27 protein-coding genes and 1 tRNA gene are annotated in these 25484 nt (G+C 59.9%); 9 read left to right on the forward strand and 19 right to left on the reverse strand.

The annotated features are described in order from the left end of the window. Positions 1–27: 27 nt before the first annotated feature. The gene (locus ACK3EW_RS15515) at positions 28–1572 is read left to right on the forward strand and encodes a pilus assembly protein TadG-related protein (RefSeq protein ID WP_493806893.1); all 1545 of its coding nucleotides are present in this window, start codon (positions 28–30) and stop codon (positions 1570–1572) included. Here the strand turns inward: ACK3EW_RS15515 and tnpC are convergent. The 3 genes from tnpC to tnpA all read right to left on the reverse strand — a co-directional run bounded on the left by tnpC (position 1499) and on the right by tnpA (position 3923). Next, on the reverse strand, positions 1499–3136 hold the full coding sequence (tnpC, locus tag ACK3EW_RS15520; protein WP_493806894.1) for an IS66 family transposase: 1638 nt from the start codon (positions 3134–3136) through the stop codon (positions 1499–1501). The two genes, ACK3EW_RS15515 and tnpC, sit on opposite strands and share 74 nt — an antisense overlap. A gap of 62 nt (positions 3137–3198) precedes the next feature. After that, positions 3199–3546 carry an IS66 family insertion sequence element accessory protein TnpB gene (gene tnpB, locus ACK3EW_RS15525; RefSeq protein ID WP_037967155.1) on the reverse strand — a complete coding sequence of 116 codons (348 nt, stop codon included), beginning with the start codon at positions 3544–3546 and terminating at the stop codon, positions 3199–3201. Next, positions 3543–3923: an IS66-like element accessory protein TnpA gene (gene tnpA, locus ACK3EW_RS15530; protein ID WP_493806895.1), complete on the reverse strand. Its 381-nt coding sequence runs from the start codon at positions 3921–3923 to the stop codon at positions 3543–3545. The genes tnpB and tnpA overlap by 4 nt, the downstream gene beginning before the upstream one ends. Positions 3924–4009: 86 nt before the next feature. On the opposite strand from tnpA, the gene ACK3EW_RS15535 reads away from it, so the two are divergent. The 3 genes from ACK3EW_RS15535 to ACK3EW_RS15545 are packed head-to-tail and all read left to right on the forward strand — an operon-like array spanning position 4010 to position 5543. Continuing rightward, the gene (locus tag ACK3EW_RS15535; protein ID WP_493806896.1) at positions 4010–4255 is read left to right on the forward strand and encodes a hypothetical protein; all 246 of its coding nucleotides are present in this window, start codon (positions 4010–4012) and stop codon (positions 4253–4255) included. Next, positions 4252–4791, forward strand: coding sequence for a TadE/TadG family type IV pilus assembly protein (locus ACK3EW_RS15540; RefSeq protein ID WP_493806897.1), 540 nt, complete (start codon positions 4252–4254; stop codon positions 4789–4791). Before ACK3EW_RS15535 ends, ACK3EW_RS15540 begins: the two co-directional genes overlap by 4 nt. Further along, a complete protein-coding gene (locus ACK3EW_RS15545) occupies positions 4791–5543 on the forward strand; it encodes a TadE/TadG family type IV pilus assembly protein (RefSeq protein WP_493806898.1) in 753 nt (250 codons plus the stop codon). Before ACK3EW_RS15540 ends, ACK3EW_RS15545 begins: the two co-directional genes overlap by 1 nt. A 3-nt stretch (positions 5544–5546) precedes the next feature. On the opposite strand, the gene ACK3EW_RS15550 is transcribed toward ACK3EW_RS15545, so the two are convergent. From ACK3EW_RS15550 to ACK3EW_RS15565, 4 genes are all read right to left on the reverse strand, one after another. Continuing rightward, on the reverse strand, positions 5547–6023 hold the full coding sequence (locus tag ACK3EW_RS15550; protein ID WP_493806899.1) for a hypothetical protein: 477 nt from the start codon (positions 6021–6023) through the stop codon (positions 5547–5549). Between the two features lie 46 nt (positions 6024–6069). Beyond that, positions 6070–7020 carry an NAD(P)-dependent oxidoreductase gene (locus ACK3EW_RS15555; RefSeq protein WP_493806900.1) on the reverse strand — a complete coding sequence of 317 codons (951 nt, stop codon included), beginning with the start codon at positions 7018–7020 and terminating at the stop codon, positions 6070–6072. Positions 7021–7118: 98 nt separating this feature from the next. Next, positions 7119–8918, reverse strand: a complete 1800-nt coding sequence (locus ACK3EW_RS15560) for an ABC transporter transmembrane domain-containing protein (RefSeq protein ID WP_085628281.1) — start codon at positions 8916–8918, stop codon at positions 7119–7121. Between the two features lie 273 nt (positions 8919–9191). After that, positions 9192–9265 (reverse strand) — tRNA-Gly (locus ACK3EW_RS15565). Between the two features lie 72 nt (positions 9266–9337). Here ACK3EW_RS15565 and ACK3EW_RS15570 point away from each other — a divergent pair. Genes ACK3EW_RS15570 through ACK3EW_RS15585 form a run of 4 tightly spaced genes read left to right on the forward strand, consistent with a single transcriptional unit; the run spans position 9338 to position 11543 of the window. Then, a complete protein-coding gene (locus tag ACK3EW_RS15570) occupies positions 9338–10033 on the forward strand; it encodes an SDR family NAD(P)-dependent oxidoreductase (RefSeq protein WP_493806901.1) in 696 nt (231 codons plus the stop codon). 26 nt (positions 10034–10059) lie between these two features. Beyond that, on the forward strand, positions 10060–10200 hold the full coding sequence (locus tag ACK3EW_RS15575; RefSeq protein WP_493806902.1) for a hypothetical protein: 141 nt from the start codon (positions 10060–10062) through the stop codon (positions 10198–10200). Positions 10201–10203: 3 nt separating this feature from the next. After that, positions 10204–10614, forward strand: coding sequence for a UPF0149 family protein (locus ACK3EW_RS15580; RefSeq protein WP_493809744.1), 411 nt, complete (start codon positions 10204–10206; stop codon positions 10612–10614). Next, positions 10611–11543 (forward strand): IS5 family transposase, encoded by a 933-nt coding sequence (locus ACK3EW_RS15585; RefSeq protein WP_493806415.1) that lies wholly within the window; start codon positions 10611–10613, stop codon positions 11541–11543. The genes ACK3EW_RS15580 and ACK3EW_RS15585 overlap by 4 nt, the downstream gene beginning before the upstream one ends. Positions 11544–11564: 21 nt before the next feature. Here ACK3EW_RS15585 and ACK3EW_RS15590 read toward each other — a convergent pair whose 3' ends face one another. The 7 genes from ACK3EW_RS15590 to ACK3EW_RS15620 form a co-directional block, all read right to left on the reverse strand. After that, positions 11565–12326 (reverse strand): DUF6880 family protein, encoded by a 762-nt coding sequence (locus ACK3EW_RS15590; protein WP_493806903.1) that lies wholly within the window; start codon positions 12324–12326, stop codon positions 11565–11567. After that, complete coding sequence (locus ACK3EW_RS15595; protein ID WP_493806904.1) at positions 12304–12984, reverse strand: glutathione S-transferase; 681 nt, start codon at positions 12982–12984, stop codon at positions 12304–12306. The genes ACK3EW_RS15590 and ACK3EW_RS15595 overlap by 23 nt, the downstream gene beginning before the upstream one ends. Continuing rightward, positions 12981–13373, reverse strand: a complete 393-nt coding sequence (locus tag ACK3EW_RS15600) for a GFA family protein (RefSeq protein ID WP_493806905.1) — start codon at positions 13371–13373, stop codon at positions 12981–12983. The genes ACK3EW_RS15595 and ACK3EW_RS15600 overlap by 4 nt, the downstream gene beginning before the upstream one ends. 240 nt (positions 13374–13613) lie before the next feature. After that, positions 13614–14690 (reverse strand): tyrosine-type recombinase/integrase, encoded by a 1077-nt coding sequence (locus ACK3EW_RS15605; RefSeq protein ID WP_493806906.1) that lies wholly within the window; start codon positions 14688–14690, stop codon positions 13614–13616. A gap of 256 nt (positions 14691–14946) precedes the next feature. Continuing rightward, on the reverse strand, positions 14947–15684 hold the full coding sequence (locus ACK3EW_RS15610; protein WP_493806907.1) for a maleate cis-trans isomerase family protein: 738 nt from the start codon (positions 15682–15684) through the stop codon (positions 14947–14949). Further along, positions 15684–16844, reverse strand: coding sequence for a M24 family metallopeptidase (locus ACK3EW_RS15615; RefSeq protein ID WP_493806908.1), 1161 nt, complete (start codon positions 16842–16844; stop codon positions 15684–15686). The genes ACK3EW_RS15610 and ACK3EW_RS15615 overlap by 1 nt, the downstream gene beginning before the upstream one ends. Further along, on the reverse strand, positions 16841–17884 hold the full coding sequence (locus ACK3EW_RS15620; protein ID WP_493809745.1) for a pyridoxal-phosphate dependent enzyme: 1044 nt from the start codon (positions 17882–17884) through the stop codon (positions 16841–16843). The genes ACK3EW_RS15615 and ACK3EW_RS15620 overlap by 4 nt, the downstream gene beginning before the upstream one ends. 135 nt (positions 17885–18019) lie before the next feature. On the opposite strand from ACK3EW_RS15620, the gene ACK3EW_RS15625 reads away from it, so the two are divergent. Further along, a complete protein-coding gene (locus ACK3EW_RS15625) occupies positions 18020–19672 on the forward strand; it encodes a thiamine pyrophosphate-binding protein (RefSeq protein ID WP_493806909.1) in 1653 nt (550 codons plus the stop codon). A gap of 6 nt (positions 19673–19678) precedes the next feature. Here ACK3EW_RS15625 and ACK3EW_RS15630 read toward each other — a convergent pair whose 3' ends face one another. From ACK3EW_RS15630 to ACK3EW_RS15650, 5 genes are all read right to left on the reverse strand, one after another. Further along, complete coding sequence (locus ACK3EW_RS15630; RefSeq protein WP_493806910.1) at positions 19679–20890, reverse strand: APC family permease; 1212 nt, start codon at positions 20888–20890, stop codon at positions 19679–19681. 117 nt (positions 20891–21007) lie between these two features. Further along, positions 21008–21634, reverse strand: coding sequence for an ABC-type transport auxiliary lipoprotein family protein (locus ACK3EW_RS15635; RefSeq protein WP_493806911.1), 627 nt, complete (start codon positions 21632–21634; stop codon positions 21008–21010). Beyond that, a complete protein-coding gene (locus ACK3EW_RS15640; RefSeq protein WP_493806912.1) occupies positions 21631–23370 on the reverse strand; it encodes an MlaD family protein in 1740 nt (579 codons plus the stop codon). The genes ACK3EW_RS15635 and ACK3EW_RS15640 overlap by 4 nt, the downstream gene beginning before the upstream one ends. 1 nt (position 23371) lies before the next feature. Next, the gene (locus ACK3EW_RS15645) at positions 23372–24154 is read right to left on the reverse strand and encodes an ABC transporter ATP-binding protein (protein ID WP_439119897.1); all 783 of its coding nucleotides are present in this window, start codon (positions 24152–24154) and stop codon (positions 23372–23374) included. Next, a complete protein-coding gene (locus ACK3EW_RS15650; RefSeq protein ID WP_493806913.1) occupies positions 24151–25278 on the reverse strand; it encodes an ABC transporter permease in 1128 nt (375 codons plus the stop codon). Before ACK3EW_RS15650 ends, ACK3EW_RS15645 begins: the two co-directional genes overlap by 4 nt. Positions 25279–25484: the final 206 nt, after the last annotated feature.

Here is a 25484-nt window from a genome sequence, read left to right on the forward strand (position 1 = left end):
CCTGAAAGGGCGGGAAAGAGGTAACAAATGATCGGACTAAGCAACCTTCTGCCAAGGGTGCGGACCGAGACACGGGGCAAGTCGAAGTTGCGGTCCAGCGCCGCCTCGATCCTGTCCCGCTACACTCGGGAAACCGATGGCAACATGACCATCTTCGGACTTACTGGTGTGTTCATCATGTTGGTCTACGGCGGGATCGGGATCGACATGATCTATTCCGAAGTGGAGCGGACACGTCTGCAAAACACGCTTGACCGCGCTGTTCTGGCGGCGGCCGACCTTGAACAGCAGATCGACCCGCAAACACTTGTTCAGGATTATCTGACCAAGATGAACCTGGAGGACACACTTGCGAACGTGAACATCTCGGTTGATTCGGGTTTGAATTACCGGACTGTCACCGCCGAAGCGCAGCGGACCTACAATTCGAACTTCCTGCACCTGCTCGGCTTTGACAAATTGCAATCGACCGGCCTCGCTGCTGCGGAAGAGCGGATCTCCAATATCGAGATTTCCATGATCCTCGATATCTCTGGTTCGATGGGCCAGAATTCGAAGATCGAAAACCTGCGGACCGCGGCAACCGAATTCGTCGATACGGTGATCAACAACGACGATGCGGGACTGACGACGATCAGCATTGTGCCGTACAACGCAACGGTGAGCCTTGGCCCAACGGTGTCGCAGTACTACACGCTGTCCGACGAGCACGACATCTCGAACTGCGCGATCTTCCCAGACAGCGCGTTCACGTCGCGTGCAATCTCAACCAGCGAGACACTGCAACGTCTGGCGCACTTTGATCCCTACACGCTTGATCAGAACACGATCGTCACACCTGATTCGTGGTGCCCGGTCGGGACCTACGGTTCGGTCATTGCGCACAGCTCCGACCGCGATCAGTTGGTCGACCACATCGCGTCCCTGAGTGCCGGCGGCAACACTGCGATCGACCTTGGGATGAAGTGGGGTGTTGCGTTGCTCGATCCGTCGGCGCGTCCGGTCGTCACTGGCCTGATCGGCGAAGGCGAAGTTGTACCCGAAGCCGCTGGTCGTCCCGCGGCCTATGATGCGCCGGATGCGCTTAAGATCGCAGTGGTCATGACCGACGGTATGAACACGACCCAGTTCGATCTTGCACCTGAATATGCCAGTGGCATGTCCAACATCTGGATCGACGATCGCGGCGACAACGATGCGACCAATGATCGTTTCTCGCACCGGGTCCGTGACTGGAGCGGAACCAGCAACGACGTCTATTTCTGGTCCCGGTTCGAATACAACAGCTGGAACGACAAGTATCGGACCACGCCCGACGGCGGCAACAACGCCCGCCGGATGAGCAACGCAGAAGTCTTTGCACGCTGGGGCACCCGTGCCTTTGGTCAGCGGTTCTTCCGCCGCCCGTACTTTGACGGCTGGGTGTCCTACAACCAGTACTACAACGCGTATTACTCGTATGTGCCGATCGTCGTAACCACGCCATTGATACCGCAGCTTACGCGGCTTGACTGTTCTTCACGGATGCGATCGGCGCCCAGTTCCAAGGCAGCAATTCATCAAGCCGGTTGATCTTGTGATCGTGGATGCGGTCGAGGATGTCAGCAAGATAGGCCAGCGGGTCAAGACCGTTCAGCTTGGCCGTTTCAATGACCGTCATCGCGCGCGCGAGGGTTTCCGCGCCGGTATCTGCGCCCGCGAAGAGCCAGTTTTTACGTCCTATTCCAATCGGGCGCAGGGCGCGTTCGGCCGGATTGTTGTCGATGGCCACACGCCCGTCGTTCAGGAACAGGCTGAAGGCCTCCTTCCGCGCGAGGCCATAGCGGAACGCCTTGGCTAGATCGCTTTTGCCGGGGATGCGCAGAAGCTGCTGTTCAGACCAAGCAAAGAAAGCCTCGACCTTGGGCTTGGTAAGTTTTTGACGTGCCGCATAGCGGACGTTGGCGGGCTGACCGTTGATATCGCGCTCGATGTCGTAGAATTTTCCGATCCGGTCGAGCGCCTCGCGAGCGATCTCGGATTTGGTTGAGGTCCAAAAGTCATGGAAGTCGCGCCGCAGATGCGCCCAACAGGCGGCCTCCCGCAAACGGGCTGTGCCGTCAGGCTCTGGCGCGTAAAGCTTGGCATACCCTTTGTAGCCGTCGGCCTGAAGAATGCCCTGCGCTGCGGACAGATGACTGAGGACGTGCTCTTCCTTCCAGTCTGGCGCAAAGCGATAGACAGCACCCGGTGGTGATGCCCCGGCCCAGGGTCGCTGATCACGCACATAGGCCCAGATCCGGCCCTGCTTGACACCCTTGCCAAGCCCTCTGTTGCGCATGCTGCGATCAAGCACCCGGATGGGGGTGTCGTCCGCATGCAGCAGGTCGCTGGCCATGATGTCCGCCTCGATCCGTACAATGAGCGGCTGTAAGGTCTTCATGGCTCGCCCGCACCAGCCAACAAGCGTGCTTTCGGGAATGTCTGCTCCCATGCGGGCGAAGATCTCGTGCTGGCGATATAACGGAAGGTGGTCGTCGAACTTCGAGACCAGCACATGGGCCAGCAAGTTCGGCCCTGCAATACTGCCGGGGATCGGACGGCTGGGTGCTGGTTCCTGCACCATCCGCTCACACCGGCGGCAGGATTTCTTGATCCGGGCAATCTGGATCACCTTCATCTGAGCGGCGATCATGTCCAGCAGTTCGCTGACATCCTCACCCACCACACGCAGATCGCCGCCACAGTCGGGGCAGCAGGCACCGGGGTCCAGTTCACGGCGTTCGCGCGGGGTCGCATCCGAGACACGTGGCTTGCGGCGCAAAGTGGGCGCATCGGCAGCTTCCGCTGATGGCTCATCCGGCCCTTCGTCGATTGGCGCTTCATCGTCTTCGGCCACGGCAACCAGCAGGTCTTCAAGCGCCAGTTCCAGCTGTTCGATCTCGCGCTCAATCTTTTCCGAGGATTTGCTGAAGGCCAGTTTCTGAAGCTTGGCGATCCGTAGGCGCAGGGCTTGCACCAGCTGGTCGTGAACCCGTAGCGTGGCCGATATCTTGGCGTTCTCTGCCGCGATCCGCAGGTTTTCAGCCTGTAGAGCAGCGATCATAGCGCGCAATTCAGCGGGATCATCAGGCAGGTTTTCAGCAGGTTCAGACATGCGCTTGACTACCAAAAAACAGGCTCAAGCGCCATATAAATAACGATAATTCGTGCGCAGAATTACCCCACGCGCGCTGGCGGAGCGCCCCAATCCGGACGTCTCCAGTCGATCCCCTCCCACAGCATCGCGAGCTGTGCTGATGTTAGCCGCATCGACCCATCCGCAGCATTCGGCCAGGGGAAGCGGCCACGCTCCAAGACTTTGTAGTAGAGACAAAACCCCTGGCCATCCCAGAACAGAAGCTTGATACGATCCCCGCGTCGCCCACGAAACGCAAATACCGCACCATTGGCTGGTTTCTGACGCAACACATCCTGCGCCAAAGCGGCCAGCCCCGCGATTCCCTTTCGCATATCCGTGACACCACACGCCAGATACACACGCACACCAGTGCCGGGACCGATCATGCGGCGTCCACCGCGCGGATCAGCACCGACAGTGCAGTCGGATCAATCGTGCTTTCAAAATGTAAACTACGGCCGCCACGCAAACGCAATTCAACCGCAACCGGTGGCGACGTTTCAGCGGCCGTATCCTGCGCTGTCGGCACTCCAGCCGCCACTGGCATATCCAAAGGGTAGAAAAGCGCCCCGGCCTCCGGCGACCACAGACCCTTCTTCTTCAGGTCGTGCCGCCAAGCGTAAATCTGCTGCCGCGTCACTTCATGGCGCTGCGCCACCTGCGTCACCGTTGTGCCACCAACCCCGACCGACATGATGATCTCGAGCTTGTCCTCATCACGCCAGAAGCGCCGCCGCTCCATCCCAAGAATTTCACCACGCATCAGGGACCCCGCATAAGACACGTCGCTAACGACGTAGTTAAACACGTGTCTTAGATCACCGCACCAACCTCAGGCAGGCGGTGCCAATGGCGCGGTTACCGATCGTCTCAGGCGACCAAGCCGATGACCGTCTGTCGACAATCTGTAGTGCGGCTCGTGATGCTGACATCACAGTTTTCGCTATCGGTTTCGAAGCACCCGATGCGGGTCAGGCCGCCATGCGTGACTGCGCCTCTTCTCCGGCTCACTATTTCCCGGTCGAAGGTCTCGAAATCTCCGACGCGTTCCAGGCGATTGCCCGGACCATTAACCAGCTGAGGTTGACACAATGATGCGGTTTACTCCTAAAAACATCCGCAGATTCCTGCGGGACGAAAGCGGCTCTGTCGTTACGATCCCCTTCGTCATCTGGCTGCCGGTCTTCCTTGGCTTGATCGTTGCGGGGATGGAAATCGGGGCACTCTCGGTCCGCCATACGCAACTCGAGCGTGGATTGGACCTCGCGGTTCGCGAAGTGCGTTTGGGGACTGGTGAGAACATTGATCATGACTCGCTCAAGACCATGATCTGCGAAAACACCACTCTGCTGACGGACTGCGAGAGCATGCTGCGCCTCGAAATGATCCCGCTCAGCCTTCGGGACTGGTCCGAGCCGTCTCGCGATGCGGACTGCTACGACTCGGCAGAACCCGTACGCCCGGCGCGCCAATTCGATCCGGGCCAGCCCAACGAACTGATGCTGCTGCGCGCCTGCTACAAGTACAAGCCAATCACTCCGGCTGGCAGTGTGGCGGCAGCGATGCCCAAAGACGCCGATGGTTACGCCGCAATCGTATCCTTCTCGGCCTTCGTACAGGAGCCTTACTAATGACTGCTCGTATTCATGAACGTGTGTCGCGGTTCATCCGCGACACCAAGGGCGATGCTTCGCTTGAGGCAATCATCATCCTTCCGGCTCTGATCGTGATCTTTGCAATCTCGTGGCTGTATTTCGACGTGTTTCGCCAGCAGGCCATCAACCAGAAAGCCAACTATACAATCGGTGACATCATCTCGCGGGAAACCGAGATCCTTGACGACGAGTATATCGACAACGCCCGCGACCTGTTGTTCCACCTTGCTCAGGCACAGGGTGACGACGTCGACCTGCGGATCTCAGTGGTCCAGTACAACAAGAAAGGTCAGGGCGTCAGCCAAGGCAACGAGACCTACGACCTTGTCTGGTCCGCGGCTCGTGGTGACTGGTCCGCCCTCACACAAGGCGACATGACCACGTATCGGCCACTTCTGCCGATCCTGGCTGTTGGCGACCAAACTATCCTTGTGGAAACACGCGATTGGTATCAGCCGCTGGTGCATCTGGCGAATGACGGCTTCGACATCGCGACCTATTCCTTCACACGGCCACGCTTTGCCTCGCAGGTGATCTTTGAAGGGGCCAACGATGGTTCCGGCAAGACCTGGCAGAACAACGGCTGGGGCAACGGTGACCAAGATGCGCCGGGCGGCTCGCTCTGCAACAACAACGCAGAGAACGCCGATGAAGGGGATGCCTCCGCCGAGTGCGCGTCTACCACGACCAAGCCGACCAACGGCAAAGGCAAGAAGAAGAATACCTGATCTTCAAGCCTGACGCCGGGCGATGATGATGGCGATAATATCAGCCATTGGGCGGGCCTGTGACCCCGGTGTCACCCCGCCCACCGCCACCCGGCGACCCAGACGCCACCACAAACCCGGCTGCCACGCCCGTGGCGCCGGGTTCTTCAATTTCAGGGTAAACCCATTCGACGGCTTCATTGCAAACGCCCCGCGATTGACCGCCAAGATATCCTCGACCCGAGCGATCACCGTGCCCTCGCTGTCGGTCAACGCCTCTTCCGTCAGAAAAAGCTTGCGCGTCGTCGCCACCTGCAGCTTGTACGCCATCCACAGCGAGACCAGACCCATACCGATCAGGAAGGCTTGCCAAAGCGGATTGGCGGGCGGCTGCAAGAACGCCAGATACAGCACAATACCGCCCAACATGAGCAGCATCCCGATACCGATGACACGACGGGGACCGCGTGGATCGACCTCGGCAAGGATCTCATCGTTCATGGCGTCTCTCCTGTGATGCAAAGACGCCGATAGCGCATTCATCGCATCAAGGCGAGACCGCTCTGCCGATCTCCGATCCGCGTTCCTCGGGTTCGTCGTCGATGAGTTCGGTCGGGAAGCCGGGTGCTGTGATCGAAAGCCCAGTCGCTTCCTCCAGCCGCTCGATCAACCGATCCGACTGCGCCCGGTCGCCGTACCGCGCTTGCCCGTCCTTGACGATGTCGATCAGCAAGGGTGACAGCTCCAGCGGCACGTTCTTGGCATCTGCCAGGGATTGGAAAAGCCCGATATCCTTGAGCACCAGATCCAGTGTAAAATCCACGTCGCGGTTGCCCGACAGGATCAACTGGCTTTCGGTTTCATGCACAAAGGATGTACCAGACGACGCCTTGATCGCCTCGTAAGTGGTGCCAAGGTCGATCCCGTGCGCGGCCATCGTCGTCATCGCTTCGCACAGGCTCGCCAGATGGATGGTGGCCAGATAATTGGTCATCACCTTCAGAACCGATGCGCTGCCCACATCGCCTGTGTGCAGCACACGGCGGCCCATATACGTCAAAAGCGGCAACACGGTTTCAAACGTCGCCCGGTCACAGCCCGCAAAAATCGAGATATTGCCCGTTGCCGCGCGGTGGCATCCACCCGAAACCGGCGTATCCGCTGCCTGCCCGCCCCTGTCCTGAACGGCCTTGGCCTGCACTTTGATCGCTTCAGGATCGGTGGTCGACATTTCGAGCCAAATTTTACCCGGTCCGATTTCGGGTAGAAGCTGATCAAGCACCGCTTGCGAGGCGGCCGGACTGGGCAGGCTTGTGATCACCACGTCACAATCACGCATGACTTGGGCAGGGCTTGTCCCCGCCTTGGCCTCTTTGGCCACCAGCAAGTCGATCCGAACGGGATCAAGGTCGAAGACGGTCAGGTCCACCCCGTTACGCGCGAGTGTGCCCGCCAGTTTGGCCCCGACAGCCCCCAATCCCACAAATCCAACCTGCATGGCCTTCTCCCTATTCGCCGTTTGGCATCAAGGTGCCGCTGCCGGAGTTGACCTGTCATGGTCAAAACCGACACTTGCCGACCTGCTTGTCGAAATTTCTACTCGGCCGCCATGCCGTCGGTGAATTGCAACCGCGCCAGACGGGCATAAAGACCGTCCTCAGATACCAGCGCATCATGCGCACCCGACGCGACAATGCGGCCCTGATCCATGACGATGATCCGATCCGCCTTTTTCACGGTCGCCAGACGATGCGCGACGATCACGGTCGTGCGGCCTTCGGACAATTCGTCCACCGCGTGCTGCACCGCCCGTTCGCTTTCTGCATCCAATGCACTGGTCGCCTCGTCCAACAACAGAACGGGTGCGTCCCGCAGGATGGCGCGGGCAATGGCGATCCGCTGTTTCTGACCACCCGACAGCATCACGCCGCGTTCGCCAAGATAGCTGTCATACCCATCTGGCAGCGCCTCGATAAAGTCATGCGCAGCCGCAGCCTGTGCCGCAACTTCGATCTCTGCATCGGTGGCATCCGGTCGCCCAAAGCGGATGTTTTCCCGCGCCGAGGCGGCAAAAATCACCGGGTCTTGGGGCACAAGCGCGATGTGCTTACGGAAGGCATCGCGCGTCAGCCCGTCAACGCGCATCCCATCCAGACAAATCGCGCCGGAATCAGGGTCGTAGAAGCGTTGAATCAACTGGATGATGGTCGTCTTGCCCGCTCCGCTGGGTCCAACAACAGCCACCGTTTCGCCCGGCGCGATCCGCAGATTGACGCCATCCAAAGCGGCCACACCGGGACGGCTTGGATAGGCGAAATGGACGTTTTCGAACGTGATCTCACCGCGAACCGGCTGCGGCAGCGAAAGCGGCGTTTCAGGGTCGTTAACCGTGTCCTCGGCATGCAGCAATTCGACAAGACGCTCAGTGGCACCCGCAGCACGCTGCAACTCGCCAAAGATCTCGGACAGCGCCGCCACAGACCCCGCGACCATCACCGAATAGATCACGAACTGAACCAGCTCGCCTGCGCTCATCAAGCCGTTGCGCACATCCGTAGCACCGATCCAGAGAACGCCGACGATACCGGTGAACACAAGAAAGATCACAATCGCAGTCATCTGCGCCCGCGTCCAAATCCGGCGGCGCGCGGCGTCAAAGCTCTTTTCCGTCACATCGCCAAACGCATTGCGCGAAATGTCCTCATGCGTGAACGCCTGCACGGTCTGAACAGACGACAATGCTTCGGACGCGTTGCCCGAAGAGGCCGCGATCCAGTCCTGGTTCTCGCGGCTCAGCTTGCGCATCTTGCGGCCCAGCACGAGGATCGGCACCACAACTGCAGGCACGATCAACAGCACCATCCCGGTCAGCTTGGCCGATGTGAACAGCATCAGGATCATGCCACCGAAGAACAGCAACACATTGCGCAGAGCGATGGAAATCGACGAACCCAGCACGCTTAGGATCAGGGTTGTGTCGGTGGTGATCCGACTCAGCACTTCACCTGTCATGACCCGTTCATAAAACGAGGGGCTTAGCCCGATCACGCGCCCAAACACGGCCTTGCGGATATCCGCAACAACCCGTTCACCCAACCGCGTGACCAGCGCGTAACGCAGCGCTGTTCCGATGGCGAGCAAACCCGCGATGCCCAGCGCCGCCGAGAAATAGAGATCCAGCAGCGCACCGTCAGATGTGTTGAAATTGTCGACCACCCGACGCACCGCCATCGGCAGGATCAAAGACACGCAGGCTGTCGCACTCAAAGCGAACAGCGCTGCGAACATCAGCAGCCTGTAGGGCAGGATGAATGGCCACAAGGCCGCCAGCGATCCGATCTTCTTGGATTTCTCGCGTTCTTCGTTCTTTGCCGGTATCGGTGTCGCGTCCGCCATCAGGTTCCCGTTTTTAGCTGCACTCGCTTAAACATTGGCCTGCCCGTAATGGTCAAGCCGAACGCGCAGCAAATGCCGATTTGCCGCGCTAAAGTCTTAGAAATTTCGAGGAAACACGAGGAGTTTGGGAAGATTTTGGAGCGGGCGGCGGGAATCGAACCCGCGTCATTAGCTTGGAAGACAGGTGCGTAAAATCAATAAAGACCAGTAATATTATGGATTTATCCGTCCCTCTCAGGCCGTTTTGTCGGCCATGTGTCGGAGAATAATTCTTGGAGCGGGCGACGGGAATCGAACCCGTATCATCAGCTTGGAAGGCTGAGGTCTTACCATTACACAACGCCCGCTCAACATGCTACGGGGTATTTCATGCTCGTTCGGAGGTCAAGTATCTGCTGAATAATGGGGAAGGAATTTCGATGACCAAACCTCAGGCTTTGATCATAGGGGTGGGCGACGGGCTGTCCGCTGCTTTGGCGCGAGAGTTGATGGCAGACTATTCTTTGACGCTGGCCGCACGCAGCGCGGACAACATGCAGTCTCTGGCTGACGAAACCGATGCCCGAATGGTTCTTATGGATGCGACGGATGAGAGCGCCGTCGCTGCTTTGTTCGATGGTCTGCCTGAAGCACCGAGGGTCGTGATTTACAACCCTTCGTCTCGGGTGCGCGGGCCAATTGCAGAGCTGTCTGCGGACGATGTGCGCAACGCGGTCGAGGTGACGGCGATCGGAGCGTTCCTTGCAGGCAAACATGCAGCCAGACACATGCTCGCTGCTGAACCAGTTGACGGGACGCGTGGCACCATCCTGTTCACAGGCGCCGCTGCAGGCGTCAAAGGCTTTCCTCAGTCAGCCCCCTTTGCCATGGGCAAGTTCGCCCAACGCGGTCTTGCGGAGAGTATGGCGAGAGAACTGCATCCACAGGGCATCCATGTGGCGTGGGTCAATATCGATGGCGGGATCCTGAACCCAGGGCGCGCGGAGCCAGAGGACAAACCCGGTTCCATGCTAAGGCCGGACGCCATCGCCCGCACCTATCGCCACCTGATCGAGCAGGATCGCAGTGCCTGGACCAATGAGGTTGCTGTCCGGCCCTGGGTCGAGCGGTTCTAGAGGCAACACGGCACTGGATTGGGTGAATGCTGAGCGACGATGAGTTGGACCGTCTGGACAAACTGCTGCTGTCCATTCCCATAGAGGCCGACGGCGTGCTCCTCAGCGAGTTCGACGGCTTCTGCGCGGGGCTTGTGGTCAGCCCCGAGATGATCCTGGCCGGATAATGGCTGCCCTGTGTCTGGGGCAGCAGCATGGAACACTTGGAAAGCCTTGACGACATACAAGGCATCACCAATCTAGTCATGCGGCACTACAACGATGTCGCGCTGTCACTCACCCCACCAGACATGGAATACGGCCCTCTTTATGACGAGGACACGCGCACGGGGGAAATCCTCTGGGAGACGTGGTGGTGTGGGTTCGAACGTGCAATGCGTCTGCGTCCGGACGCTTGGGAGCGCATTGTGGACAGCGATGACGAGGAAGCCGCGGCGTCGGTCAACATGATGCTGGCGCTCTACAACATCGCAGAAGGTCATAGCGACCTACCAAAAGCGTCGATCGCGGCGGCATTGTTGCAAAAGTCTGACGACGAAGGATTCACTTCGCGAATCCATGGCGTTAGACGCGGTGCATGAGCAAGCCATCTCCCGCCCGCTATCGCACGACGAACTGGTCCAGCTACAACGCGTCACTCAGGAAGCGGGGGTCTCTGCTCATCTGGGTCGACAAGGACATGACCTGGCGCGCGCCGCGTGACAGTCGACCCGGACGTCCGGCGGTGTTTTCCGATGCGGCCATACAGTTCTGCTTATCGATCAAAGTCCTGTTCAAGTTGCCGTTGCGCCAGACCGCCGGAATGGTGGCCAGCCTGCTGCGACTGGCCGGCCTGGACTGGCCCGTGCCGGACTTTTCCACGCTGTGCCGCAGGCAAAAGACCTTGGCCGTCCAGGTCCCGTATCGCCGTGCGGACGGCCCGCTGAACCTGCTGGTCGACAGCACCGGGATCAAGTTCCTCGGCGATGGCGAATGGCAGGCCCGCAAGCACGGGGTGCAAGGCCGACGCCAATGGCGCAAAGTCCATCTGGCCATGGACACCACCACCTCGGACATCCGGGCAGTCGAGTTCACCCCCAGCCGCGACGGCGACAGCCCCGTGCTGCCCGACCTGCTCGGCCAGATCCCGGCAGGTGAGCAGATAGGCACGGTCACCGCCGACGGCGCCTACGACACACGCCGCTGCCACAAGGCCATCATCGAACGCGACGCCGTTCCGATCATCCCGATCCGAAAGAACGGACGTCTCTGGAAAGAAGACTGCCCGGCTGCACGCGCCCGCAACGACACCCTGCGCGCGACGCGATACTACGGGCGGGCGTTCTGGAAACGCTGGACCGGATACCACGCCCGCAACCGGATCGAGGCGAAGATGCGCTGCCTGAAATCCTTCGGCGAGCGTATCATGGCAAGAGACCCCGACCGACAGACCGCCGAAATCCACATCCGCATCGCCCTCATGAACCGCTTCAACGCCCTCGGCACCGCCGAGATCGTCCGCGTGGCATAACGTCAGCGGGGTAAGGGGACGTCACGCCTCAGGCCGGGGTAATGCAACAACGCCCAGCCACGCATCCACATCGCCTTGAGCATCGGCAATGTCGGATAGGATCATCCGGAGCGTTCGGTCGCGGCTGTCTGTCGCCATCTCTAGGCGGCGTTCGGCACCTACAAAGAGCCCGAAATACTCGGTGTCATCAGGGGCAACCGGCGCACCCATTGCCGCTTCCGCACGCGCCTTGAGCGCAGTCAAACCCTGATCCCCAAGCGCCTCAGACAACGCGGGGATCATACCGTCAAATTCGCCGTCGCCGTTGTCTTGCAGGGCCTCAAACACCTGATCTGCAAGCAGTACGGGGTCACGATCGAGACGCGGGGCGAGAATATGAATTGCCTCCATCGCGGCATCCATGGCGTCCCCGATCGTGCCGTTGCTGTCGTCCGTGCGGGCATAGATGTCGGGGGCGAGCTCCAATAGTGACCAGAGCAGATCAAAGCCAAGGCACATGTCTTCAGGTGCGACACGCGTTGAAATAACGTCAATTAGGCCATTCAGTTCTTTGGCCAATGTGCGCTGCGCGCGCGCCGAGATCCAGCTTTTGGCCCGCCGGATTTGGGCCAAACGCTTGCGGATGTAAGTGGCGGCCTCTTTTGGGCTTTGTTCGGAGGATAGCGCCATTCGCACCCGCCGCTCCCGTGCCGCATCGCCCTTGACGGCCTCCATCAGCAGGTCGGCCAGAACGTCTGCGCCCAAGGCTTCCAAGTTTTTCTTATTGAGAGCTTTTCCTGCCATTGGCCCGAATTTCCGATGTGTTGCCAAAAATGTAGGGGCGCGCGCCGTCTTCCCAATCAGGGATTTTTGTCATGGCCGTCATAAAGGCGGCGCTCTTCAGAAAACCATCCAACCAAAGGATCACATGGGGCCAAGGCTGCGCAACAAACCAAGCACGGTCGATATGGGCGAATTGCCGGACGAATGGAAAAATCGCAAGATCGGCGAGGGTGCGCCGATCGCCCATCAGAAACGCTTGAGTGGCCAGTCGTGCGTCAAGAGACCGAATGAAGTCAGACGCTTTCGTCTGTTCCGCTTCAGGGTCCAGATCAGGATAGCGTACCGCGTATTTCGTACGATCAAGCGCGGTTTTAAAAGGCCCATCGTTCTGCGCAATCAGCGTTTGGCCGTTGTTCGGCATCCTCAACAACCCACGCGGATCATTTTGCCCAAGCGCCCAGAGCATGATGTCGAGGCTCTCGTCCAAGCACAAATCGCCCGCCTGAAGATTGGGCACCGTGGCCGAGGAGGAAGCACTTAGAAACGCCTGCGGCTTGTCCCTCAATTGGATCTCGCGCAGTTCCACCTCTATCCCTGCGCTGAGCAAAGCCATCCGCGCCCGTATCGCATAGGGGCAACGCCGAAAGGACCACAGGATGGGACGCGACGTGGACATCATGGTTTGCGGCCATCATATCTTGGCAGGCCGTCATTCAAAATGAGCCAAGTTACAAGCTCCGCCCAATGCACATGCGCGGTTGGCTTGAAGAGTGTCAGGTCATCCAAAGTCGCCGCAAATAGATGGATTTCTCCGGACCAGCGTGTGCTCATGTAATGCATTGGCGTGCCACATTGACCGCAAAATCCGCGTGTGACACCCGGCGAGGAATTGTAGAAGCTACGCGCGCCCTTCCATGCGACTTGTGCCCGACCGACGCCAAAGTAACTCGTCATGGGCGACCCGGTCGCCTTGCGGCAGCTTTCACAATGGCAGTGCGCGGCCAAAAAAGGTGAGCCCTTGACCGTATATCGGATAGCCCCGCAAGCGCAGCCACCATCAAACCCCATCAGCAATCGCCTCTCGCATCCAGAATTGTAGAAGTATGTTCTCGTCGGTTTGTTGCTCCATATCACACGCAAGTGACGGAAGAGGAACCCGGGCTACGCGTCCACTCACGACGAATGTGCCTGTCTCCTGACTATGCTCGCAAAGCAAACAAAGAGAAAGCGGGATGCAAGCACGGTCCTCAACGACGGCTTAGTGCCATTTCGGCCAATAGATACTCTGTACGCGGGCCGTGGCGTTACTTACTCCAGCGTTCTGGCGGCAAGCTCCTCACACACCGTTTCCATCGAGGGCCTGAGAGCATCCAGCGACGGCCGCGCATACCGCTGACCTGTGATCGAGAGCGGGGTATGGTTGAGCAGTCGCCCGACCACCTCTTCCAGCACCCCAGCCTCCATCGCAACGGTCGCAAACGTCCGGCGATGCATGTGCGGATTGTATTTCAAACGCGGTGGTCCAGTGATGTGGCCTGTCTTGGACTTGGGTGACGGAAACACCCATTGCCGACTCAGGCCGCGAACCGGCGCCAGTATTTCGTGATGCAGTTGCAGGATGGGCAGATCAAAGCTGCGGCCATTCTTCGTCATCGGTAAGTGGATGCGATCTTCATGGATGTGCTTCCACTCAAGTGTGAATGCTTCTGTCTTTCTCAATCCCGTGAACAAGAGAAGTTCATAGAACGCCCGATGGATCGGGTTTTCCAACCCGTCGATTGTGTGCCGCCAGTCTCGCAGGTCCTCGATGATCCGTCCGTCAGGCGCCTCCTCAAACCACTCGATCGCCATCGTCGGGCACTCAGGCAGATCATGGGTCCGGCGCGCGTGATTGTAGATCGCGCGAAAGGCCTTCAGCACGTGGTTGGCGCCGGATGGAGTTTTGGCCATGTCTTGATGCCGACGCACCACCATCGTTTTGGTGATCTCGTCCAGCGGTAGTCGCAACCAATCTTTCAGGTGCAACTGCACTTGCTGGCGCACAGATGTCTTGTGCGTTTCCGACCTGAGCTTGGGCCGTGCCAAATATCCATCCATCGCGACCTCCAGAGTCGGCGCTCCAATCTGGATGATCTTGCCAGCTCCCCTGCCCCACTCCAGGGCAAAGCCCATGGCTGTCTGCCGAGCTGCATCTGCGGAGATCACAGGATATCGACCAACCAAGACCCGGCGTGTCTGACCACCAACATCCTTCTGGAAGTACCAGGTCTTGGACCTCTTACCCACGAAGAGAACGAGGCCTTTGACCTCGCTGTCCCAGTACTTGTCGGTACCGGATTTTGTCTGCGGAACTTTGCGCGCGAAGGTCTCTGTAAGCTTTGGCATTTTGTCGGCTTTTTGTCGGGAACAGCATGATATGTGGTGCCACCCCATGCAACGCGATGCGATATAAAAGTCAACAAAAAGAAAGAGTAAGAAGCTTGACGAAACCCTTTGAAACTGAGCACATTTGATTGGAAGGCTAAGGTCTTACCACTACATAACGCTCGCTCAACGCCCTTGGACCTATGATATGGTCGGTGCGCCGTCAAGTGGGTCGGTTCGTCGGATCTCCGGAAAAAACAACCTTGGCATCAGCGCGTCACGCCGCGTCGAAAAGCCGTCCGATCCGGGTGCAGCGGCTGGAAAACCCCGCCAGCACCCCAAGATGCCATGCTAGAACCTGATTGCTAGACAGCGCGGGCACGCCCAGTTCAGCCTCGATCTCGTCAATCACCTCAAGCGCGCGCAGATTGGTGCAGGACAGGAACACCGCATCACACACACCGCTTCGCCCTAGATGGATGGCCGCATCCCGCACAGATTGTCTCGAAATACGCACCACGCGCTCTTCGAGCGGTTCATCGAAACTGCCAAACGATGTCACGCTGATCCCAGCCGCCTCAAGCCCTTGGATCAACCGGTCGCTGACTGAGGCGACATAGGGGCTGATCAACCCGATCCGGCCAATCCCGTGCGCCGTGCAAGCCGCGATCAACGACGTCAATGGATCGGACACATAAGGCGTGTCCGCGCCTTTCCGGATCAACTCTGCCACCCGGGCCGCGCCAATGGCCGCACTCGCCGAAGTACAACCATACCCAACCGCCGCCAGTTCTGCGCCGATCGGCAACAGCCGCGCAGACGCCGTCAGGCTGTCTTCCATCGCGCAAAGGCTGTCCAGCGAAACTGTTGCGCCAGACGGCACCCGGGACACCAAGAGTTCCACATCCGGTGGCAAGAGCATGCGGAAATCCCGCTCGATGGTTTCATCGCTTTGCAATGTCACCAACCCGATCTGCGTCGGGCGATGCGTGTCGATCGTATAAGGCAGCGCCATCAGATCACCCTCATATCGCGTGATTGCGGTTGCGACAGGAATGCGGCACCCGACTCGCGGATCACGATGTTCTCTTCATGTACAAGGATCTTGCCGGGAAGGACTGTCACGGACGGCTCCAGCGTAAGGACCATACCCGGCACAAGAACGGTATGATCCTGCGGAATGATCGACGGCCATTCCGTCAATTGCATCCCCAGACCATGCCCAAGACGCCCCGCCTCCATCGCCTCGCCTCCGGGATTCACCACGCCGTTCATAACATGAAAGAGGTCGGCAATCGTCACACCCGGTTTGGCGATCTCTGCCGCTGCATGCGTGGCGTCGATCAGTCGGGCATGGGCCCCCGCGACATCCGCCGAAGGCGCTCCGACACTGTAATTCCGATCGAAATCACAGAAATAGCCATCCCAGACCAACCCGGTGTCCAACATCAGGACATCACCTGACACAAGCGGAGTGTCCGTGGCAGGCGAGATCACGTCAGCATATCCCGACGCATCTGCCGCACCGGCCAGATACGGCACCCAATCCGCACCGTCTTCGAGGCACAGCATCTGAAACCTGCGGAACACGTCCGACAAGGGCATGCCAGGCGACACGTGGTCAGGCACTCGGTCAAACGCTCGGGTCGCGATTTGGGCGGCATATGCGATCTTCGCAATCTCCGCTTCGGATTTCACCATACGCAGACGCCGCGTGATCGTTGCATCCCCCACCAATCGGCGCGGCGCCAACGCCTGTTCCAACCGACGCAGGTCGGCCAGCGGCATGCGCACATGGCTTTCCATCTGGTCAGCGATCCCAATACGCCCGTCTTTCGGGACAGTCTCGGTCAGTGCGTCTGTGAGCAGGCCAATGCCGTCATCCGTATAGTCAGGCGCCGCCCATGTGCGGATATCAGTGATCCAGCTTTGCCCCATCAAATGCGCCCCAATAGAGGGGATCACCGCAATCGGATCACCCGACACAGGCAGGATCACGAACCAAGGCCGCGTCGGGCTTTCCCAGAACCGGGTCAGGAACCCGGTGTAGTAGCGAATTTCGGGCTCTGTCGTCAGCAACATCGTGGCTAGGCCCTGCTCGACCATCAAAGCCTGCGCGGCAGAGGTGCGCTGCCGAAACTCCGCAACATGGAAGCCGCGCGGCGGTGATGTCATGACGCCTGCTCGCTGAGGATCACCAAGACACGCGACTCCGCTGTCAGGCCCAAGTCAGCTCGCGATGTCCCTGCCGCAAGCAAACCGGCGACACCTGCACCGCCCGACGGTGTGGTAGGATATCCTGCATCGGCGCAGGCATTGCTGCCTGCCGCCCCTTCTTCTTCAGAAATAAGCATGAAGTCGTCCGCATCCCGCGCCAAACCCTTAAGAGCGATCAACGACGGCTCTTTGCAATCCAGCCGCCCCATCGCAGATTCCGGCCCCTCGGTGACTTGCGCGGCCCCGGCTTTGATCGATGCATAAAGCGCCGGGGCGACTTCGGGTTCGACCACGATAATCCGCGGAGCATCGCCCCACGCAACCCGCGCATACGCGGCGCAAGCTGTGGCCAAACCACCAACACCTGCTTGCAGGAAAATGTGCGTCGGCAGCGAGGGCATCTGCGCGACCGCCTCCTGCATCAGGACCAGATAGCCCTCCATCAGAGTGTATGGCCGGTCGAGGTAACCCGGCCACGAACTGTCCGACAGCAGAGCCCAATCGTTATCCGTTGCAGCCTGCGCGGCACCTGCCATCGCCGCTTCATAGATCGCTCCGTGTCGGACAACTTCCGCACCAAAACTGCGCAGCCGGTCGGCGAAACCTTCGGGCACCGTATCGGCAAGGTAAACGACGGCGCGCGCGCCAAACGCCTGCGCGCCCGCCGCAACCGACAGTCCGTGGTTGCCCGCACTTGCGGTGACATAAGTTCTGCCTTTGGCGTTGCCGTCTTCAGCATCACGCGCAATCACATAGGCCGCACCCAACGCCTTGAAGCTGCCAAGCCCCATGCGCGCGCGTTCATCTTTGATATGCAGGTGCCCAACACCCGCCACCTTCGCCAAGGCAAGCGCATCGTGAAGCGGTGTCACACCGGCGGCAGGACACCGCGTCAGCAACGCCGCAGGGCGGTCAGCATCGACGCTGGGAAAAGGAATTTCTGCCAGTGTCGCAAGCACGGCATCTGCAAGGTCGGGGGTTTTGTGCAGCACGTTCATATCCGCACTGTGACAGCACATTGCCGCGTCTGTCACGCCAAGTCCGACATCCTCCGCGCCTGGACCGACCATCTGTTTGCTCTGCCTTTCGAACCGCTTTAGCGTTTGGACAAATCAAAGAAGGCCTTGTTCAGAATGACCCGTCCCAACACCACGATTCGCGCCGCAGACCACCTTGTCGACCTGCTTGTTGCCCAAGGCACAACAGCCGCCTTCGGGGTGCCCGGAGAAAGCTACTTGCCGGTGCTCGACGCGTTCTACGGGCGCGAGACGGACATCCGCTTTGTCACCTGCCGGCAAGAGGGCGGTGCAGCGATGGCCGCTGATGCCTATGGCAAGCTGACAGGCCGCCCCGGCATCTGTTTTGCCACGCGCGGTCCCGGTGCCACCAATGCCAGTGCCGGGGTCCATGTGGCCTATCAGGATTCGACCCCGATGATCCTGTTCCTAGGTCAGGTCGCGCGAGACATGGTCGACCGCGAGGCATTTCAGGAAATCGACTACCGCCGCATGTTCGGCCAGATGGCCAAATGGGTTGCACAGATCGACGATGCCTCGCGACTTCAGGAATACATCTCCCGCGCCTTCAGAACGTCCATGTCGGGGCGTCCCGGCCCGGTGGTGCTCGCACTGCCCGAGGACATGCTTTACGACGAGATCACGCAGCCGACACCGCCGGCGCGGATCGAGACTCCTCGTTTTTTACCATCTGGTAAAATTATGGATGACCTCAAATCCCGGATCGCCAATGCCCAACGCCCGCTGGTCATGGCGGGGGGTGGTGGCTGGACCAAAACCGGGATCGCAGCCTTGCAACGTTTTGCAGAAACGCAAAGCCTGCCCGTCGCCGTGTCCCTGCGATGCCAAGGACTAATGGACAACCGCCATCCGAATTACATCGGCCATTACGGCGTCGGCACCCCGCCCTACCTCAAGGACATCATGGCCGAGACCGACCTGCTCATCGCAATCGGCCCACGTCTGGGGGAAATGACCACCGCCGGTTATTCGATCCTGACACCGCCGGTGCCTGACCAATCGCTGGTGCATGTCTTTCCCGAACCCGAGGAAATCGGCCGCGTCTACGAGCCAGAAATCGCACTGGTGGCGGATACCGAAAGCTTCTGTACGGCTGTCGCTGACTGGGATCCAATCGCGCCTGACAGCTTTTCGAACCGTACGAAAGACCTGCACGAACAGTACGTTTCGTTCAGCGACCCGGCGTCGGTCGGAGATGATCCGCTCGCCCCCTATTTCGCACATCTGGCCGAGGTGCTGCCCGACGATGCGATCCTGTGCAATGGTGCGGGAAACTATGCGGGCTGGCTGCACCGCTTCTACAAGTACCGCGCACCGGGATCGCAGCTTGCCCCAACGTCAGGCTCTATGGGCTACGGCCTGCCTGCTGCCATCGGGGCCGCAATCTGCGAACCAGAACGCGAGATTTTCGCCATCGCAGGCGACGGGTGTTTCATGATGACCTGTCAGGAAATGGCCACCGCCGTGCATCACGATCTGAACCTGACTGTGATCATCATCGACAACGCCCGCTACGGCACGATCCGCGCGCATCAGGAACGCGAATATCCCGACCGGGTGTCCGGCACGGTTCTGACCAATCCCGATTTCAGTGACTTCGCACGGTCCTTTGGCGCGCACGCTGCCAAGGCACCAGACTACGAGAGCTTTGTCGCGGCCTTGGCCGAAGCGCGGTCGCGAAAAGGGGTCAAGCTGATTGAGGTGAAGGCCGATCCGAACTTCTTGTCACCGGGAAAGCGTTTGTCTTGAGCAAGCTCATAAGAGGCCCGTTGCGAGCAGCAACAGGCTTGTTCCAACTCCCAGCACTGGCACAGCCATCGGCACGCGGAAATGCTGGTCAGCAGGTGCGCCGGCCAGCTTGATCCGGATCAAGGCGAGGTTCACAAGGACGAACACGAACAAAACGACCTGCGAGGTGCGTTCGGCCAGCGCATCAATGGGGAAGGTCAGCGCCAGCAGCAGGATCGCCAAGCCGACGACCAAGGTGGCCACCACCGGGGTCTGGGTTTTTGGTGAGATATAGGCCAAAGGCTTGGGCAGATGCCCCCGGTCCGCAAGACCGTAAAGGACGCGTGACGCCATGATCATCTGGATCAGAACGCCATTTACCGTTGCAACGATTGCCACAAGGCTGAACCCCTGTTGCAACGGGGCCGGAGCGTCCGCGAAGACCAGCAACAAAGGTGCCGCCGATGCGGACAGCGTTTCAAGCGGAACCGCCATCAAGACTGCAGTTGTCGTTCCGATATAAAGCACTGTCGCCAAAACAAGCGTCCAAAGGATCGCGCGGGGCATGGTGTGGAGAGGGTCTTTGACCTCTTCCGCGACGTTGGCCATATCCTCGAACCCGACGAAGGCAAAGAACGCAAGCAGCGACGCCGTACCAATCCCGACCCAGTGCGGGCCGATCAGGGGCGGGATGATTTCAGGTAATGTCACGCCGGATGGGTCCGAAAAGACAAACCCCCAGAGCATCACCATCAAGAGGCCCGACACCTCGATGACCGTGATCACCGCGGCGACCGTGACCGACTGAGTGATTCCCCACAGAGCGATCACCGCCATGAGCGCCATAACGGCGACGGTCAGACCTCCGGTTGGCGCACCGGTCAACCCGTGCAGATAGGAGGCCGCACCAAGGGACACCGCCGCCGCAGACACCAAACCCGACAGCACCACGGCAAGCCCCACCACCGTGGCCAAGCTTGCAGACGAGAACCCCGCTTCGACATAAGCCGCCTCGCCCGCGCTAACGGGATAGCGAGTCGACAATTCGGCATAGGAAAAGGCGGTAAAGGCAACAACAACTGCTGCCACGACAAAGGACACAGGCGCGAATACCCCGGCCTCTGCTGCCGTTGCGCCGACCAACACATAAATCCCCGCACCCACGGTCACGCCAAGCCCGTAGAGCGTCAGTAAAGGCACGTTCAAAGCGCGGCGCAGTTTGTTTTCGTGGGTCACCATGGTGAAACCAGCCTGTCTATCAGGCGGCGCATGGGTGCCCGCCGTGTCACCCATGTTCTAGAGCGGATTGCGTTCATCCAAGATGATATGGGTCAACCCGCGCTTGGCTCCATCGGATCAGAGCGTCGAGCGAACCCATCCAGCAAAGGCGTCGAAAACCTGATCCGACGCTGTACTGAAGGCGTCGATCACGACCGAGGTCTCAGTCGTCGCAGCCGTAGCGGTTGCCGAGAACCGGCGACTGGCGATGATGCTGGCGTCCCTTTCGCGCACGATCCGCACGAGAAGAGTGATCTGCACATTGGCGGTATCGGTCGCGGGCACGACATCGGCCTGAAAGTCGATGACCTCGGTCACGACGGCGAAGTCCCCGCTCACCCCCAAAGGCTTGCGGCCAACATACCGCACCGCGCCGGTGGCCTCGATGGAACGCAGCATCAGGGTTTGGACCATCACGGGGGTCGGCTCGCTCCACCTGACGTCGGGAAGGTACTGCGCCTGCAAGGCGTTGGGCCGGATCATGATCCGATCAGTGGCCAAGGCCCCGCTTGTGGTGGGGATTTCGACAATCACATCGCGCGCCGATACGCGCCCGCCACTGGGCGTAATGCCGCCCGGGGCGCGCAATTCGTACACGTCCAGTGGCACCGCCGCATCACTGACGGCGGTGATCGCAGCACAGCCCGACAGCGCACCCAGACTTGCCGCCGCGATGATGCTCCGAAGGAGGGCCCATAGTGTCATCGTCTGAACTCCGGAGTTTCGCTGTCAAGGAAGAAGCGCGTCGGGTCTCGTTGTATCTGATCGGTCAAACGGTCGAGATTTGCAATCAATGCACGGCTTTCCTGCGCCAGCCGGGAATAGAGCGGCAGCGCGGTCGTGGTGAATTCGCGGATCGACGGCGACGCGGCGCTGGTCAGGCTGCGCAGCTCGGCAAAGGTGTCAGACGCTGCCTGACTGGCAGCACGCAGATCGGCGGACATGCCGGGGATGTCTTCAGACACCTGAGCGATGGCCGCATCAAGGCTGCCCAACGACGTTTCCAACCCGGTGATGATGCCATCCAGATCTTCGTTGATGACACGATCCGCACCGGTGAAGGCGCGTTCTGCCGCGCCAAGAGCACGGTCGCCAGTTTCCAGCGCGTCGTTGATTGCAGCCAGCGTCGTGTTGGCATTGGCAAAGGACACCCGCGCGTCTTCAAGCGTTACCCGCGCCGTGTCCAACACCGCCTCGGCGGATTGGCTGGAGGCGGTCAGGTTGCCCCCGACTTCGGTGGCAACAGTGCGGAAGGTTTCGGCGGTCTGGCGAATATCGGCGATGATGACGGGCAGATCGGTGTTGGCGATGGTTGCAACCGATGCGATGGCGCGATCCGCCTCGGCTACCATCGCACGGGTTTCCGACAAAAGCGGCGCGCCTTCGTCGCGGATCAACGTGTCAATGCTGCCTGCGGTTTCGGTCACGGCCTCGGCAGTGCCATCAAGCCGGGCGATCAGCGCATCAGTGGCTTGCAAGGTCGTCTGCGCCTCTTGCAGACGCGCGGTTGCTGTTTCGCCGGTTGTGTTCAATGTCGCCATCAGCGCGCGCGCGTCGGCAGAGAGCGCGGTGAGTTCGCTTTGCAATGCGGCAGTGGTGGCCCGCAAATCAGCGGTGGCTTGGGTAAGATCGGTGGCGATATAGGATTCCGTCCGGTCGATGGCGGATCGCGCGCTGGTCAGGGTTTCGGCCCCAGTTGTCAGCACACCTTTGCCTTGTTCAGAGAGTTCGCCAATCGACACGAGTGTGGCATCAGCGGTTTGCAACACACCCGTAAGATCGCCGGTCAGCGTGTTCAGCGTTTCGTTAAAGCGGTTGATCTGCTCGGCAAAGTCGTTGACCGTTTCAGAGACCGCCGAAAACCCATCCAGCGTTTCGGCAAAATCGGCAGAGGCCGTTTCGACATTGGCGATGATGCTGTTGATCCGCGCGCGGTTTTCATCCCCCAGCAGTTCCCCCACATCCGACACCAATTGCAGGGATTCCTGCAAAAGCTGCGGAGCGTCCTCGGACAGGCTTTGCAGCGTAGAGCGTCCTGCAGTGATCTCGGGCACGGGCTGGTCTTCGGTCGGCTCCAGCAAGGCGGCATCGGGTGATCCCGGCCCGATACCGACGAAGGACACGCCGGTCACGCCCTGTGCCTCGATGGTGGCGATGCTGTCAGAGCGCACGGGTGTTTCGGCATCCACCTCGACCCGAACAAGGATTGTGCCATCCTGATTGGGGGACAGGCGCACATCGACCACCTGCCCGACGGGCAAGCCACTGAAGCGCACGTCAGACGCGTTGCTGAGGCCCGAGACCGAGGAAAAGCGGATGTCGTAATAGTCGAACTGGCGGTCCAGCTCGACTTGGGCAAACCAAAGGAAGAACCCAAGGATGCCCAGCAACCCCGCAAGGGTGAACGCGCCAATCAGGACAAAATTTGCCTTGGTTTCCAAGTCAGTCGCCTTTCGTCTTGTCAGGCACAGCGGCGCGGGCGCGGGGGCCGTGGAAATATTCGTGCACCCAAGGGTGATCCACCTCAAGCATATCCGCCATGCTGCCGGTCACCAGTACCTTTCGTTCCGCCAACACCGCGATGCGGTCACAGGTCGCGTGCAGCGTGTCGAGATCGTGGGTCACAAGGAACACCGTCAGACCAAGAGAATGGCTCAGGCCCCGGATCAGTTGGTCAAAGGCGGCAGCTCCAATAGGGTCCAGTCCCGCGGTCGGCTCGTCGAGAAAAACGATATCAGGATCAAGCGCGAGCGCCCGTGCAAGGCCCGCCCGCTTGCGCATCCCGCCCGAAAGTTCGGACGGGTACTTGTCGCCGGCAAGGTATTGCAGCCCCACCATGGAGATCTTGAGATCGGCCAGATCGCTGCGGATCTGCGGGTCAAGTCCGGGGATCGCCCGCATGGGAACCTCGACATTTTCGCGCACGGTGAGCGACGAAAACAACGCGCCGTCTTGGAACATCACGCCCCAGCGGCTTTCCAGTTTCTGCCGGGTGTCCTCATCCGCGTTCAGAACATCGGTGCCCAGCACGTCAACCGACCCGGCGGCAGGTTTCTGCAACCCAGCGATGGTGCGCAGCAGAACCGATTTGCCCGTCCCCGACCCACCCACAACGCCAAGAATTTCACCGCGATAGACGTCGAGGTCCAGATCCTCGTGCACCACCTGCCGCCCGAACTGGTTGCGGATACCACGCAACTTTATGACGACCTCGCGTTCGGTCATATGCCAATCCGCGCGAAGAAGATAGAGAACACGGCGTCGGCCACGATCACCGCAAAGATCGCTGTGACCACCGCGTTCGATGTCATCCGGCCCAGGGATTCCGCGTTGCTCTGCACCTGCATCCCGGCATGGCAGCCGACAACGCCGATGATCAGGGCAAAGACAGGCGCTTTGACCAAACCGACAAAGACATGGCTGACCGCCGTGCCTTCGACCAGCCGTGTGGTGAACATCGCAGGCGAGATGCCAAGGTCGATCCACGCCATCAATGCACCACCGAACAGCCCCGCAAGATTGGCGATCAGTCCAAGGATTGGCAGCATGATGAACAGCGCGAGGATGCGCGGCACAAAGAGGTTCATGCCGGGATCGAGGCCCAGCGTGCGCATGGCGTCGATTTCCTCGCGCATCTTCATCGACCCGATGGCGGCAGTGAAGGCAGAGGCGGTGCGACCTGCGACGATGATGGCGGTTAACAGGATGCCCAGTTCACGAAGGATGGAAATCGCGATCAGGTCGACGACGAACACTTCGGCACCGAATTGGCGAAGCTGAGTTGAGCCTTGAAACGCCAAGACAACACCAATCAGGAACGCCATCAGCGCCACGATGGGCACCGCCTTGAGGCCGACCTCTTCGCAATGGTGCACCAAGGAGGTCAGTTTGAATTCGCTGGGATGGCGCAGGGCGCGCGCGAGACGGTGGAGGAATATACCCAGATACGCCGTCAATGCGCGCAAGAACATCAGGCCCGAATAGACCCGCTGTCCAAACCGGTTGAGCCACGCTGCAAACGATCCATCATGCGGAGCGGGTGCTTCGGGGGTGGGCAGGGCGCGTTCAACGGTCTGCAACAGGCTTGCCGCCTCTGTGCCAGCGCCTGCGATTTCAATGCCCTCCAGCAGTCCGGCGCTTCGCGTCAAAGTGACCAGCGCCCATGCGCCGGCAGTGTCGAGCCGGGTCACAGCGGACAGGTCGATCCGTTGGACCGCATTTGCATCCAACGCCTGCATTTGGTGGCGCGCAGTCGTCACTGTCTGGATTGTCAACGCTCCTGACAGGTGGACCGTGCCTGTATCATCGGCTGGTTTCAGGACAAACTCTGCCGCGTCAGCGCCCGTCATAGCAGCGCTATCGCGACAAGTTCTGGCGGTTGTGTTGGCGCGACGCGTCCTGAGTCCATGCGCCCAAGCTATCTGGTCCAGCCAGCACGCGAAAGCGCTCATCCATTGCGGCGAAGAGCCTCTGTTTTGCGAACCATTTCAGGAAAACAGCAGAATTTTGCGCGGCGCTGCACATGCAGAAAAACCGGGAATTTCCTTTTCCTTCA

This window comes from Marivita sp. NO-S04 (genome assembly GCF_059070475.1).